At 38.6% G+C, this 12904-nt stretch carries 13 protein-coding genes; 4 read left to right on the plus strand and 9 right to left on the minus strand.

What is annotated here, in order from left to right; translation table 11 throughout:
• Positions 1 to 17: 17 nt before the first annotated feature.
• From moaA to MKY80_RS13490, 3 genes are read right to left on the minus strand one after another with little or no spacing between them, the layout of a single operon-like run.
• A complete protein-coding gene (gene moaA / locus MKY80_RS13480; protein WP_342529729.1) occupies positions 18 to 1034 on the minus strand; it encodes a GTP 3',8-cyclase MoaA in 1017 nt (338 codons plus the stop codon).
• Positions 1035 to 1853 (minus strand): formate dehydrogenase accessory sulfurtransferase FdhD, encoded by an 819-nt coding sequence (fdhD, locus tag MKY80_RS13485; protein ID WP_107922488.1) that lies wholly within the window; start codon positions 1851 to 1853, stop codon positions 1035 to 1037. It lies immediately after the preceding gene.
• A 13-nt stretch (positions 1854 to 1866) separates the two neighbouring features.
• Positions 1867 to 2214 carry a DUF2294 domain-containing protein gene (locus MKY80_RS13490; protein ID WP_008178574.1) on the minus strand — a complete coding sequence of 116 codons (348 nt, stop codon included), beginning with the start codon at positions 2212 to 2214 and terminating at the stop codon, positions 1867 to 1869.
• 580 nt (positions 2215 to 2794) lie between these two features.
• Here MKY80_RS13490 and fdhF point away from each other — a divergent pair.
• Genes fdhF through MKY80_RS13505 form a run of 3 tightly spaced genes read left to right on the plus strand, consistent with a single transcriptional unit; the run spans position 2795 to position 7273 of the window.
• Positions 2795 to 5731, plus strand: coding sequence for a formate dehydrogenase subunit alpha (gene fdhF, locus MKY80_RS13495; RefSeq protein ID WP_107922489.1), 2937 nt, complete (start codon positions 2795 to 2797; stop codon positions 5729 to 5731).
• Between the two features lie 4 nt (positions 5732 to 5735).
• Positions 5736 to 6215, plus strand: a complete 480-nt coding sequence (locus MKY80_RS13500) for a DUF1641 domain-containing protein (RefSeq protein ID WP_008178578.1) — start codon at positions 5736 to 5738, stop codon at positions 6213 to 6215.
• 11 nt (positions 6216 to 6226) lie between these two features.
• Complete coding sequence (locus MKY80_RS13505; RefSeq protein WP_342529734.1) at positions 6227 to 7273, plus strand: Mrp/NBP35 family ATP-binding protein; 1047 nt, start codon at positions 6227 to 6229, stop codon at positions 7271 to 7273.
• Between the two features lie 94 nt (positions 7274 to 7367).
• Here MKY80_RS13505 and MKY80_RS13510 read toward each other — a convergent pair whose 3' ends face one another.
• The 4 genes from MKY80_RS13510 to MKY80_RS13525 all read right to left on the minus strand — a co-directional run bounded on the left by MKY80_RS13510 (position 7368) and on the right by MKY80_RS13525 (position 10090).
• Positions 7368 to 7655 (minus strand): hypothetical protein, encoded by a 288-nt coding sequence (locus tag MKY80_RS13510; protein ID WP_008178582.1) that lies wholly within the window; start codon positions 7653 to 7655, stop codon positions 7368 to 7370.
• Positions 7656 to 7781: 126 nt separating this feature from the next.
• Positions 7782 to 8894 (minus strand): PA2928 family protein, encoded by a 1113-nt coding sequence (locus MKY80_RS13515; protein ID WP_107922490.1) that lies wholly within the window; start codon positions 8892 to 8894, stop codon positions 7782 to 7784.
• Positions 8895 to 8921: 27 nt separating this feature from the next.
• On the minus strand, positions 8922 to 9752 hold the full coding sequence (locus tag MKY80_RS13520) for a CbrC family protein (protein WP_342529737.1): 831 nt from the start codon (positions 9750 to 9752) through the stop codon (positions 8922 to 8924).
• A 35-nt stretch (positions 9753 to 9787) separates the two neighbouring features.
• On the minus strand, positions 9788 to 10090 hold the full coding sequence (locus MKY80_RS13525) for an antibiotic biosynthesis monooxygenase (RefSeq protein WP_089986358.1): 303 nt from the start codon (positions 10088 to 10090) through the stop codon (positions 9788 to 9790).
• Positions 10091 to 10176: 86 nt separating this feature from the next.
• Here MKY80_RS13525 and MKY80_RS13530 point away from each other — a divergent pair, with 86 nt between their 5' ends.
• Positions 10177 to 10863: a helix-turn-helix domain-containing protein gene (locus MKY80_RS13530; RefSeq protein ID WP_008178590.1), complete on the plus strand. Its 687-nt coding sequence runs from the start codon at positions 10177 to 10179 to the stop codon at positions 10861 to 10863.
• Between the two features lie 29 nt (positions 10864 to 10892).
• Here MKY80_RS13530 and MKY80_RS13535 read toward each other — a convergent pair whose 3' ends face one another.
• Positions 10893 to 11765 carry a DMT family transporter gene (locus MKY80_RS13535; RefSeq protein ID WP_171365065.1) on the minus strand — a complete coding sequence of 291 codons (873 nt, stop codon included), beginning with the start codon at positions 11763 to 11765 and terminating at the stop codon, positions 10893 to 10895.
• Positions 11766 to 11909: 144 nt separating this feature from the next.
• Entirely contained in the window at positions 11910 to 12851 is a 942-nt protein-coding gene (locus tag MKY80_RS13540; protein ID WP_089986382.1) for an alpha/beta hydrolase, read from the minus strand.
• Positions 12852 to 12904 lie beyond the last annotated feature (53 nt).

Here is a 12904-nt window from a genome sequence, read left to right on the forward strand (position 1 = left end):
TTTTCTGTTTTTCATGTTTACCCCCCCATATGAGACATTTCAACTTTAGCCTTTTTCCTGCTTGCCATCGTCTGTTCGTTCCGCTCGTCTGAATAGCGATCATTTCTTTTTGTCCAGACATTTTTTATACAATTAATAATTGCTGTATCATCTTGTCCTGATCTTAATAGCTCTCTTAAATCCGTACCTTCTGTAGCAAATAAACAAGTATATAATTTGCCCTCTGCTGAGAGGCGGGCACGTGAGCAAGAAGTGCAAAAGGAATCTGTGACGGATGATATAATACCAATCTCCCCCTTATTATCCTTGTATTGGTAACGTGTCGCCACTTCCCCGTGATAATTAGGAGCAATCGGTTGCAGCGGTGAATGCTGATGGATTTGCTCAATGATGTCTTTTTTAGCCAATACATCATCCATGCGCCACCCATTCGAATTCCCAACATCCATATACTCAATAAAGCGTAAAATATGTTGTTTTTCTTTAAAAAATCGTGCCATTTCTAAAACATCCTGGTCATTTTTCCCTTTTTGAACAACCATATTAATTTTTACTTGTAAACCTGCTTCCGCTGCCTTTTCAATACCCTCTAACACCGTTGACACCTTCCCTCGATGTCCATTCATCTCAAAAAAACGCTCGTCGTTTAGTGAATCTAAACTGATTGAAACTCGGGATAAGCCTGCTTGTGCCAATGGCTGTGCATATTTTTTTAATAAAGTGCCATTTGTTGTTAAGGCGATATCCTCTACACCTTCTAGGCGATGAATTCGGGCAATTAATTCCGTTAAATCACGGCGTAATAAAGGCTCTCCACCTGTAATACGAACTTTTTTAACACCTAATGAGACGAAGATTTTGACTAATCTTTCAATCTCATCGAAGTTTAATATTTTATCAGACGGTAAAAATGCATAATCTGGACCAAATACTTCTGCTGGCATACAATAACGACAGCGAAAATTACAGCGATCTGTCACGGATATTCTTAAATCTCTTAACGGTCTGCGTAGTTGGTCTTGTAGATCCGTCATTTAATCTCCTTCTTTCCGTACATTCTGTGCTGGCATGATGATGCGTTCTGGATGTGTATAAATATTCAATGTTTGTTGTCGAATAAAGCCTACGGTCGTAATGCCAAGCTGCTCAGCCAATTGCAAGGCTAATTCGGTTGGTGCCGATTTAGACAATACTATTTCACAGCCTATTTTAGATACCTTTAGTAATATTTCTGATGATATCCGTCCACTAAAAACAATAATTTTATCGTGCATACTTATATTTTGACGTAAACAATAGCCGTAAATTTTATCTAAAGCATTATGGCGACCAATATCCATGCGACTTAAAACAATGCCATTGACATCGCATAGCGCTGCATTATGCACACCACCTGTTTTTTTAAATATATCAGCCGTCTCCTGCATGGCGTGCATTAAACGAAAGCAATCTTCAGTCGTAATTTGGACATGAATATCTTCCATTTTTTTTGCTACTAAAGCATCGTTTGTGAAAACAAAGCCTTGTCGACTCATTCCACAGCAAGACGTTATATAGCGTTTGTTTTGCGTTTGCTGATAGTAAGGATTGACATGCTTGGTTTTAATGTGCACAAAGCCTTCTTGTTCTTGATGCCAAATATTCTCAATATCCTTGTAATTACGGATCACCCGTTCAGACGCTAAATAACCGATGACCATATCCTCGACATATTCTGGCGTACAAACCATCGTGACAAATTCTTGTTGATTAATTTTCACGGTCACAGCATATTCTGAGACAATTAAATCATCTATTTCCTTCACTTGCTGCCCCTGAACCCGCACAATCTTCCTCGTAACGGCTCTCTCCATAAGGCATCCTCCTTTATTCACTTATATGCTTTTCAAAAACAAAGACGGAAATCGCAAAATCCTCTTCAATTTTAATATCTGAAAATAAATGGAGTAATTTACTGCCCATTAATTCTTCCATGCCCTCAGGTGGCGATTGTGCATATAAATCTTGAATCATGCTCGTCCTTGCGGCATGAACCATTTTCAATCCTTCGGGTGAACCCGCAATGAATTTTTCAGTTGGGGTGATATTCCCGTATAAAGTGGAGACAGCCATATTTTCAACAAAGACCGTATGAATACGTTCTGGTCCTTTACCAAAAACTTCTTTTCGTAATTTACGAATCATATCGTTAAATTCATGAACTTTTTTAGACATCGTAATGATTCTCCCATCATCATTATACTTTTTTAGGCAATCACTATGGGGGTCACCCTTACAGTTTGTTAATCATATAGTAACTTTTAAAAAAATAAAAGGGAAAATGTTTTTGATAATCATTCTCATGTAAAAATATTTATGATTTATATTGTTCCTTTTGCGGCAAAGGGCTATAATAATAGCACAAATGGAATTTATGTATTTTGATCCCTATGTCGCATCTACTTAGAAATCGCATAGTGTTTATGAATATTTGAATTCTATTATGACCCAAAAATAAAAGCTGATTGAGTTTTTAGCAAGTCCTGCTAAGAATTTTATCCACCATGAATGTATTAGCATGTCTTAGACGTGCCATTTCATGGTGGATTTTTTTATTTTTTAATCCGGGACATGGATAACTTGTTATGTTCTAGCAATTACCCTATTTTGAGGTAGCTTCAAGGCCATTTGGGAATTACAATGATAACAAGACAATCTTTTCATCATTAATAAAAACTCGCAATGTAATTCCCTTTTGTCTTAAGCCGTAACAGGTTGTACGAGTAGTCTCATAGTGTAAAAGGAGGAAGTTACCTTGACTCAAATTCATATTAATGGCGTAACGTACGATGTAAAAGAAGGAGCTACAATCCTTGATACCATTAATCAACATGACATCCCACATCCACAAATTTGTCATGTACCTACCGTTGATCCAATCGAGACTTGTGATACATGTATCGTTGAGGTGAACGGCCAATTAGTTCGGTCATGCTCAACGAAGGCAGTTGATGGCATGAATATATTATTAACTTCTGACAAAGCAAAGGCGGCACAAACGGAAGCGATGGATCGACTTCTTGAAAATCATTTATTGTACTGTACAGTTTGTGATAATAACAACGGCAATTGTACTTTACACAACACAGCTGAGTTAATGGAAATCGAGCATCAAAAATATCCATACAAACCAAAAGTGGAGCCACATGAAGTGGACATGTCACACCCATTTTACCGATATGATCCAAACCAATGTATCGCATGTGGACAATGTGTGGAGGTTTGTCAAAGTTTACAGGTGAATGAAACGCTATCTTTGGATTGGGAGGCAGAAAGACCTCGCGTAATTTGGGATACTGGCGTTGCGATTAATGATTCTTCCTGTGTCAGCTGCGGTCAATGTGTAACCGTTTGCCCATGTAATGCGTTAATGGAAAAATCCATGCTGGGAGAGGCTGGATTTATGACTGGTCTTAAACAGGATATGCTAGATCCAATGATCAGTTTGATAAAAGAAGTAGAGCCCGGCTATAGTGGTATCTTTGCTGTTTCTGAGGTGGAAGCAGCGATGCGTAGTAAACGGACGAAAAAGACAAAAACAGTTTGTACCTTCTGCGGTGTAGGCTGCTCGTTCGAAGTGTGGACAAAAGATCGCAAAATTTTAAAAGTACAACCTTCCGATGGTCCTGTAAATGCAATTTCTACTTGTGTCAAAGGGAAATTCGGTTGGGACTTTATCAACTCTGAAGAACGTATAACAAAGCCATTAATCCGTAAAGCTGATGCCTTTGTGGAATCTTCTTGGGAGGAAGCACTTGATTTAATTGCCACTAAACTGGGGGGCATTCAACAACAATATGGCCCTGGCTCTGTTGGCTTTATCTCATCATCTAAAATTACAAACGAAGAAAATTACTTAATTCAAAAAATGGCACGTCAATTGTTTAAGACAAATGATGTTGATAATTGCTCTCGCTATTGCCAATCACCAGCGACGGACGGTTTATTGCGCACTGTAGGTATGGGTGGCGATGCAGGAACAATTAAAGATATTGCCAAGGCAGGTCTTGTCATTATTATTGGGGCTAATCCGGCTGAGGGTCATCCCGTTTTGGCTACTCGTGTCAAACGTGCCCATAAATTACATGGTCAAAAGCTGATTGTTGCTGATATACGTAAACATGAAATGGCTGAGCGTTCAGATATATTTATGCGTCCGAAGCAAGGTACTGACCAAGTATGGTTAATGGCTGTAACCAAATATATGATGGATCAAGGATGGCATGATGAAGCCTTCATTCAGGAAAATGTCCTACACTTGGACGATTTCAAACAAGTTCTTGAAAAATATACACTTGACTATGCACAAGAAATGACTGGAATTTCAAAAGAAACCATCATTCAGGTGGCAGAAATGATTCGTGACGCAGACGGCACTTGCGTTCTTTGGGGTATGGGCGTCACACAAAATACAGGTGGATCTTATACATCGGCTGCCATTTCTAATTTACTTTTAGCAACTGGTAACTACCGTCGTCCAGGTGCAGGTGCTTACCCTCTTCGCGGTCATAATAATGTTCAAGGCGCATGTGATATGGGTACACTACCAAATCTATTGCCGGGCTATCAAAAAGTAACAGATGATGAAGCCCGTGCTAAATTCGAAAAAGCATATGGTGTCAACATTCAACCACAGCCAGGTCGTAATAATATGCAAATGTTAGATGCGATTATGGAAGGTAAAATGAAGGCGATGTATTTAGTAGGTGAAGATATGGCGCTTGTTGACTGCAATGCGAACCATGTGGATGAGGTGCTATCCCAATTAGACTTCTTTGTGGTCCAAGATTGTTTCCTATCACGCACGGCACAATATGCGGATGTAATTTTACCAGCTGCTCCTTCCCTTGAAAAAGATGGTACATTCACTAATACAGAGCGTCGCGTTCAACGTCTATATCAGGTTTTGCCGACACTTGGTGAGTCGAAGGCAGATTGGGAAATTCTACAAGCAGTTGCTCATCGTCTTGGTGCTGACTGGCATTACAATCACCCAAGCGACATCTTCGACGAAATGGCTAGCCTATCTCCCCTTTTCTCGCAAGCCAACTATGATGTTTTAGAGGGCTGGGGTAGCTTCTGCTGGGGTAGTCATGATGGGAAAGATACTCCTTTACTATATGAGGATGGATTTAACTTCCCTGATAAAAAGGCACGCTTTGCATTAAATGACTGGAAGGAACCAGTTGAATTTGAGGCACAGTATGATTGTCATATTAATAACGGTCGTATGCTTGAACACTTCCATGAAGGCAACTTAACGAATAAATCAAAGGGTATTCAATCAAAAGTTCCTGAGATTTTTGTAGAAGTATCACCCGAACTAGCGAAAGAACGAGGCATCGAGGATGGTGCCCTACTCCGTTTAGTATCGCCATATGGTGCATTAAAGCTAAATGCTCTTGTTACAGATCGCGTACAAGGTAACGAGCTATTCTTACCAATGAACTCTGTTAGCAAGGATTCCGCAATTAATTTCCTAACGGGTCCAGCCGCAGATGTGAATACGTCAACACCTGCCTATAAACAAACGAAAGTTCGAGTAGAAGTGCTAAAAGCAAAAGGAAAATCACCACTTCCTCGAACAAACCCACGCTATAAAAAGCGTCATCCTCAAAATGGCGTCGAGGTACAACGGAAATGGAATCGTCCTGGCTACGTTCACTTAACAACTACTAACGAAAGAGAGTGAGAGCATGGCTGTACCGATTACAAGCATAAAAAAGCAACAATTTACGGAAGAACAACTAAAAGAACAAAAATTAGATAATCTAAAACAACTACTTTCTGATCATGAAGAAGCAGTTCAGCAAGTATTTACAATTATGGCAGAATTAAATGATATTGGTGCATTAGAAGCCGCTACTAAGTTACTTGAAGCGAAAGAAGATGTTGCTCATATAGCACTTGGACAATTAACACGAAAGCCTGTGACGAATATCATTAATAATTTGATGGGTGTTGCAGGAGCCTTGACAGAGCTAAATCCTGAAACAACAACAAAACTTATTGAAGGCTTAAATGCTGGAGTAGACGAAGCGAACAAAGCTCTAGAAACTGATGAAAAAGTGAGTGCTTTTAAGCTAGTTAAAATGTTAAATGATCCAGATGTTAATCGTGCAGTCAATTTCGGTGTCCATTTCTTAAAAGGACTTGGTAAAGGCTTAAAAGATTAGGTGGTGCCTACATGTTAACGAAAGAAAATATACTAAACGCCTTGAAACAGGTAGAAGATCCAGAGCTTCACCAAAGTATTATAGACTTAAATATGGTGCGTAATATTCAAATCAATGGTACACAAGTATCGCTTGATATCATTTTGACTATTCCTGGCTGCCCTTTAAAAGCAAAAATTCAGCAGGAGGTGGAGGGGGCATTAAAAGCGATTGGTGTCTCCCCTGTTATCATTAGCTTTGGGGCAATGACTGAAGAGGAACGTCGCACCTTAACCGCCTCTCTACAAGCGAAAAATGTGACAGATAAAGGGATGCCAAAAATGCTATTGCCCCATTCAGGTGTTCGATTTATTGCAGTAACTAGTGGTAAAGGTGGTGTTGGTAAGTCTACCGTAACGATCAACCTAGCTGTTGCTCTTGCCCGTCTTGGGAAACGTGTCGGTATTTTAGATGCAGATATTTACGGCTTCAGTATACCAACGATGATGAATGTTGACCAAAAACCGACCATGCTGGACCAAACTGCTATTCCCGTGATGGTTCATGGCGTCAAAATCATGTCGATGGGCTTTTTTACAAATGACAACCAGCCTGTCATGTGGCGTGGACCTATGCTCAACAAATGGATTCGAAATTTCCTGGTCAACACCCATTGGGGAGAATTAGATTATCTTCTCATCGATTTGCCACCAGGTACAGGTGATGTGGCAATTGATATGGCGGCGATGATTCCTCAAGCACAGGAAGTGATTGTCACAACACCGCATCTTGTTGCATCTCACGTTGCTTCCCGAGCAGGTTTAATGGCTCAACATACCAAGCACACCATACTTGGTGTCGTTGAAAATATGGCCTATTTTGAAGGGACAGATGGTCAAAAAAACTATCTTTTTGGACAAGGTGGCGCTGAGCAACTAGCCGAATTATTGCAAACTAATGTTTTAGCACATATTCCTTTTGCTCAACCTGAAGAAAATACGGGCTCCTCCGTATACGATGCAGATACAATTATTGGTGAAGTGTTTACTCACCTAGCAGAAGATATACTTTATCAATAAAAAATCATCCCTTGATTTGTTTATACATACACAAATCAAGGGATTTTATTTTTCCTGTTATTTTTTTCAAGCATTCACCGAATTTAACGGATCACTAATAGCCAGCCTTTTTTAATACTTGCATGAAATAAAAACGATACGTATTTTGGACAAAAGTATCTAATGGGAGCCCTACATTCACCTGATATTTTGTAAAAATAAAATAAAATCGTTTATCCCATTTTAAACGTAATAACTGTCCCGCCTCTTCACCATGCTTCTCTGTAAATTCCTCAATCAAAGGTTCAATCATCGCAAAGCAATAGTCTTTTAAATGCGCGAGAGCTTCGATATCTTTATCCCTTTGAAAGCGAATAATCCAATCTATTATTTGCTCATTCATTAGCTTACTCCATCCTTATTTTACAGAGTTTCTTCCTATTAAATTATACTCTTTTTTATTAGAAGCAAATAATGCTTTCCTGAGCTAAATCATTTTTTGCCACAAGTTATTTCATCACACTGTCATTTACATTTCATCAATTGGTCGATTCCAACGTAGGTGATATTGAACAACCCTATCCCTTGAATGTTTATCTAGGACTATAAGCTGATCCCCTGTTTGGATGATATAGCCCTTCTCCACTGTTCGTACTTTAGGCTGCTGTTGATAGGAATTAATGGCACCAATCTTCTCTTCCCATAGTAATTGATGCTTTTTCATATCGTACAGCACGAGCAGATGATCTGCACTCTCTCGCTGAGTCCTTCGATATGAAAGGAGGGCAGTGCCGTTGGCTAAATCTACATCCATCACTTTTGGCTCTAAATTTTGATAGGTTCGTATAGCAGTCTCTGACAACACCTGGTGACTAAAATCTTGAATCTCCTCATAATTATCTAAGGGATGCTGATGCGTAGCAAAATAACCTGGCAAATCCGACTCAATAAAGAAACGAGCAGCTATATAATTTTGGGCTTTATCATCTTTGTTTAAAGTCTTACCATCATAATGATAAAAATGACCATCGACACCTTCTAAATAAAGTTCGTGTTGTAAAGCTACCATCTGTTGCGCACCATTGCTTAAAATATCTATTAATGGCTGGTGCTGCTGGCGAAATTCCTTTTCAGAAAGAATTTCTTTTCCCGTTTCTATATCTAAAAGTGACAATTGCCCATACTCACCATCTCGATGGTGAATAAGTAAGCCACCCATAAAGTTTCCAATAAGCGTTTCTTTATAAGAAGCCGATTTTGTCCATTGCTTTTCACCTGTCTCCAAATTCACAGCTACAATAAGATAATGTGAAATCAAGTGTGTAATGCCATTGGATGTTCCATTATTTTCAGAGCCCTGCACCATTTGGACAGCAATTTTTTGTGATTCATCTGTATAAATAGAGGAGTCCGATTTGATCGGAAAGCCTCGTCCTGCTAAACCGAAAACTATCATTAGTGCATTACTTACTACTATATAAATGACGAGCAAGCTGATAGAAATAATAAGACGCTTCCGTTTAATAGCTATAAATAATAGCAGGAACAATCCCAGTCCAAAGATAACCTCTAAAAAAATATCGTGAACAAGCCAGCCGTTTAAGCGCCAAGAATACATGTACCGTTGAAGAAATTGTTCCACTTTACTACCTCCTTTACCAAACAACCATTAGCTAAAATCTGAATAAAGCACATAGCTGTCACATTCCAGGCATTGAAATAAATACCCCTGATGATGCCCATTATTCATTAAGGAGGCAGAAAGCTCTTCTAGCGAAAAGCCCGTATAATTGTCAAACTTATCGTCTATGCCTAGCTCCACCATATCACTCCAACCAACATAGCCAATAAATGCACAGTAATCTGAACAATGGGCTACCCAATTATTCCCTTGCCAGCTCACATAACCTGGCGTTCGATATAGCACTTCCTCTGCTAATGTAGGATTTGTAATCTTTTCATCATGAATTAAATCTTGCTGGTAGGAACCATCATATTTTCGGGCAGCTTCTCCACTATGAATACAAGAAGGACAAAGATAATCAACATCCTCTATCGCGTAAATACCACCTGTATAATAGACATCCACTTCCTGTTGACAACAATCGCATTCAACGATGTCATCTGTTTCAAAAATTTTCGCCTCTATTGGATTTGGTAAATATTTAAACGTAGGGATGAACGTTTGGATAGTCCGTTGATCTCTTATCTTTTGTGGCATCAACGGAACCACTGAATTTGGTTGATTTATGTAGGTTTGTAGCGTTCCTAATTTTTTTCGATCTTTTTTATCTTTATTATTCATAATAGCTGTAAATAGTCGATACGCCTCTGGATACATCCTTAGTAAACAATATACCTCGACTAGTATTCTCAATGTTTCTTGCGTTTGTGGCTCATTCTTTAATTGATCTTTAAAAATATGCATCCGGTTAACCGTTATTGGTTGAGAAGGATTAAAATTATTTCTAAGCTCCTGCCATTCTTCAGCAATTGTCATCAAAATCTGCCTCCTTCGTTTACCTAATTTTAATATTAAAAAGAATACTCTTTCATGACTTGGCAAATTTCAACTTGATAATGTGTGTACCATTTCTCTTTTCCTAATTGCTGGGCCGTTAAATGCTTGGCATTAGCTTTCCAAGCTTGAATAGCCTCTAGTGATTCCCAATAGGATACGGTAATGCCCTTTCCGTCCTCATCCCTTACACTTTCAACACGTAGGAAGCCAGGCTGTTGCTTGGCTAAAGCATCTATTATTTCGGCCATCTTACCATAGCCCTCCCCATCATGTTCGGTTCTTTGTGATGTAAAGATCACTGCATAATATGTTTCCATTTATTTCTCCCCCTCTATAACTTTTATTGTAAACGATAATGACTTTGACTAAAATCAAAATATAGCAAACGAAAGGATTGTGACAAATGGGAATTAATCCAAATATGGCTGAAGTCGCAGCGCTCCTCGGCGAAACTTCAAGAGCTACAATACTCGCTAGTATGATGGACGGTCGTTTCCATACGGCTAGTGAATTAGCCTATATGGCTGCTATTAAACCTCAAACAGCTAGCTTCCATCTAGCTAAATTAGTAGAAGGAAAACTAATAAAGGTGGAAAAACAGGGTAGACACCGCTATTTTCAATTAGCAGACGAGGAAATTGCTCAATTTCTTGAATCCTTCCTAGCCATTTCACCTCCTCCTGAAATACGATCTTTAAAACAATCTAGCCAAATAAAATTGTTGCAGGAGGCTCGAACTTGCTATGACCATCTGGCTGGTAAATTAGGTGTTCATTTGACAGAATCGATGATGCGAGCGGGCTATTTAAAATTAGAAGAAAAGCAGTTTGTTTTAACAGATGAAGGCACATTATTTTTCACATCATTTGGTATCGATTTACCTGCATTAAAAAAGAAAAGAAGATCCTTCTCACATGCCTGTTTAGATTGGAGCGAACGGCGTTATCATTTGGCTGGTGCTCTTGGTAGTGAGCTATTCAATCATTTATTCCAGCTTGGCTGGCTTACTCGTGTCCCTTCTATTCGCGCCATTCAGGTGACGGAGAAAGGTAAAATTGGATTGAAAGAGGTATTTCAAATAGAGCTATAAAGAGTAACTAGACTTGAGGTAGGTCGCTATTACCTCAAGTCTTTTCCTCTACTAAAAGTGCGATTTACTAAATAAATTCCGACCAGTATGAATAGCCCTCCTATCATTAAAGATGGTTGTAATGGCTCATCTAATAACAGCCATCCCGTTAAAACTCCGAAAAAGGGCGCTAAAAACAGATAGGCACTTGTTTTTCCAGGATCGCTATTTTGAAGTAGATAGTACCAGCCAGCAAATTGAATGATGGAAGAAAAGATACTAAGCCATATTAAAATCAATAATGATTGTTGATTGACAATGAAAAATGGTTGCTCTAACAAGGTACTCGCAAGGAAAAGAAGGAAGCCCCCAAACAGCATTTGGTAGGCTGATAAAACCCAAGTATCAAATAATAGACCCCATTTTTTGGCTAATAATGTTGCAATGGCCCAAAAAACAGCAGATAAAAATCCAAATAGAATACCTATCTTCCATTCAACTTGGGTACCCATTGTGATGATCACGCCGATTAAACCGAGCAAAACACCTATCCATTGATGGAACCTGTAACGTACTTTGGTAAAAATAGTGGCAAATATGACAACTAGTAATGGGTTTGTGAATGTTAATATAGAAGACTCACTTGCTGAAATGGTACGTAGACTTAGAAAAATACACCCCATCACTCCAGCCGTTTGAAAGACTCCAATCATCAATAACTTGAACCACCCTTCCTTTGTGGTTGGATGTGGTCTTTTAAAGAACCTAACAACGATAGTCATAATGATCCCTGCCAATATAAAACGCAATGCAGCCAATAATAATGGGGATGAATAGGGTAGTCCTAGTTTTACGATGGCAAAAGATGAACCCATTAAAAAGGTCGTAACTACTAATAGTGCAATAAATTGATAGTTTTTCATACAAATTTCTCCTTACCTGATTTAATCACTTTATATCGATTATAAACAGGAAGTAATTCAACATTTATCGAAGTATGGATTACAAAAAAAGCATGTAATAAAAAATCTTACCTCTAATAACTAAGAGGTAAGATGCTATAAATATCAATTTTCCATAAATATCTTCAAGTTTTCAGCAATTTCTCGTGATTTTGTATGGTGTAAGTAATGATCTCCATCCATTATAATGACTTTGCCATGCACTGAATTTTTGACTTGCTCTTCATGGAGTGGTATCCAGTTTTTCTCAATTCCATCATTGTTGTTCGCCTGAACAAATAACAATAGAGGTAAATCTTTAGGGAATGTAAGGTTTTCTGCTTCTTTAAATTTTTGATATATCCCCTTTAGTTCATTGGAAGTACTCGTATTATAAAAGTTTTTAAGGGTAATCATCCTAATTTGCTCTTTTGTTTCATCGTCATAAGGTAATCCAGCATATGGATCAGTTCCCGATAATTTTAGAGCTACTCGAGCAATGCCTGATTTTTTTAGAAACTGTAACGACTTAATTGGGAACTCCGTATCCATACCACCCTGAGTAGGGACACTGCTATCAATTCCGATAAATGCAGTTACCTCATCCTGATATTTATTGACATAATCGAGTCCATAGATCCCTGCTATCGAATGTCCCATTAACATATACTTGTCAATTTTTAATGTCTGTAGCGCTTCATGAATCTCACTAACTATATTCTCTGTGCTGCGCTCTTTCTTAGTATCATCGCTTAGCCCATAGCCAAAAGGCTCTACAGAAACTACCTTATAGTGTGGAGCTAGTTCCTCAATCAGTGGCTGAAAATCAAGCGTTGGAGCTGCTGTTCCGAAGCCTGGTAGTAAGACAATGGTTTCTGTCCCCTTCCCTTGAATAGTAATATTCATATTTTCTCCATTAACAGCAACGAGCTGACCATAGGGTTCTATTTTACCTTGTTCTATTTTGTTGCAAATAATGTTAACTGTAAAAACAATAGCGAGTAGTAGCAATCCTATTGCACCTATAATCGCTATCGATTTCAATAAGATTCTAGTAAATTTTTTCATGTTTGACGCACGAGGGGGTTCACCTTTACTCGTGCCTGCCTCCTTTACACTGT

This window comes from Lysinibacillus sp. FSL R5-0849, assembly GCF_038595075.1.
GTDB classification, from domain to species: domain Bacteria; phylum Bacillota; class Bacilli; order Bacillales_A; family Planococcaceae; genus Lysinibacillus; species Lysinibacillus fusiformis.

Excerpts from the sequence above, each read along its gene's own strand:
- MKY80_RS13490 (WP_008178574.1), bottom strand. The coding sequence starts at position 2,214 with ATGTCTAAAAAAGTTCATGAATTTAACGATATGATTCGTAAATTACGA.
- MKY80_RS13535 (WP_171365065.1), bottom strand. The coding sequence starts at position 11,765 with ATGAAAAACTATCAATTTATTGCACTATTAGTAGTTACGACCTTTTTA.
- moaA (WP_342529729.1), bottom strand. The coding sequence starts at position 1,034 with ATGACGGATCTACAAGACCAACTACGCAGACCGTTAAGAGATTTAAGA.
- MKY80_RS13505 (WP_342529734.1), top strand. The coding sequence starts at position 6,227 with ATGTTAACGAAAGAAAATATACTAAACGCCTTGAAACAGGTAGAAGAT.
- MKY80_RS13520 (WP_342529737.1), bottom strand. The coding sequence starts at position 9,752 with ATGACAATTGCTGAAGAATGGCAGGAGCTTAGAAATAATTTTAATCCT.
- MKY80_RS13540 (WP_089986382.1), bottom strand. The coding sequence starts at position 12,851 with ATGAAAAAATTTACTAGAATCTTATTGAAATCGATAGCGATTATAGGT.
- fdhD (WP_107922488.1), bottom strand. The coding sequence starts at position 1,853 with ATGGAGAGAGCCGTTACGAGGAAGATTGTGCGGGTTCAGGGGCAGCAA.
- MKY80_RS13510 (WP_008178582.1), bottom strand. The coding sequence starts at position 7,655 with ATGAATGAGCAAATAATAGATTGGATTATTCGCTTTCAAAGGGATAAA.
- MKY80_RS13530 (WP_008178590.1), top strand. The coding sequence starts at position 10,177 with ATGGGAATTAATCCAAATATGGCTGAAGTCGCAGCGCTCCTCGGCGAA.
- MKY80_RS13500 (WP_008178578.1), top strand. The coding sequence starts at position 5,736 with ATGGCTGTACCGATTACAAGCATAAAAAAGCAACAATTTACGGAAGAA.
- MKY80_RS13525 (WP_089986358.1), bottom strand. The coding sequence starts at position 10,090 with ATGGAAACATATTATGCAGTGATCTTTACATCACAAAGAACCGAACAT.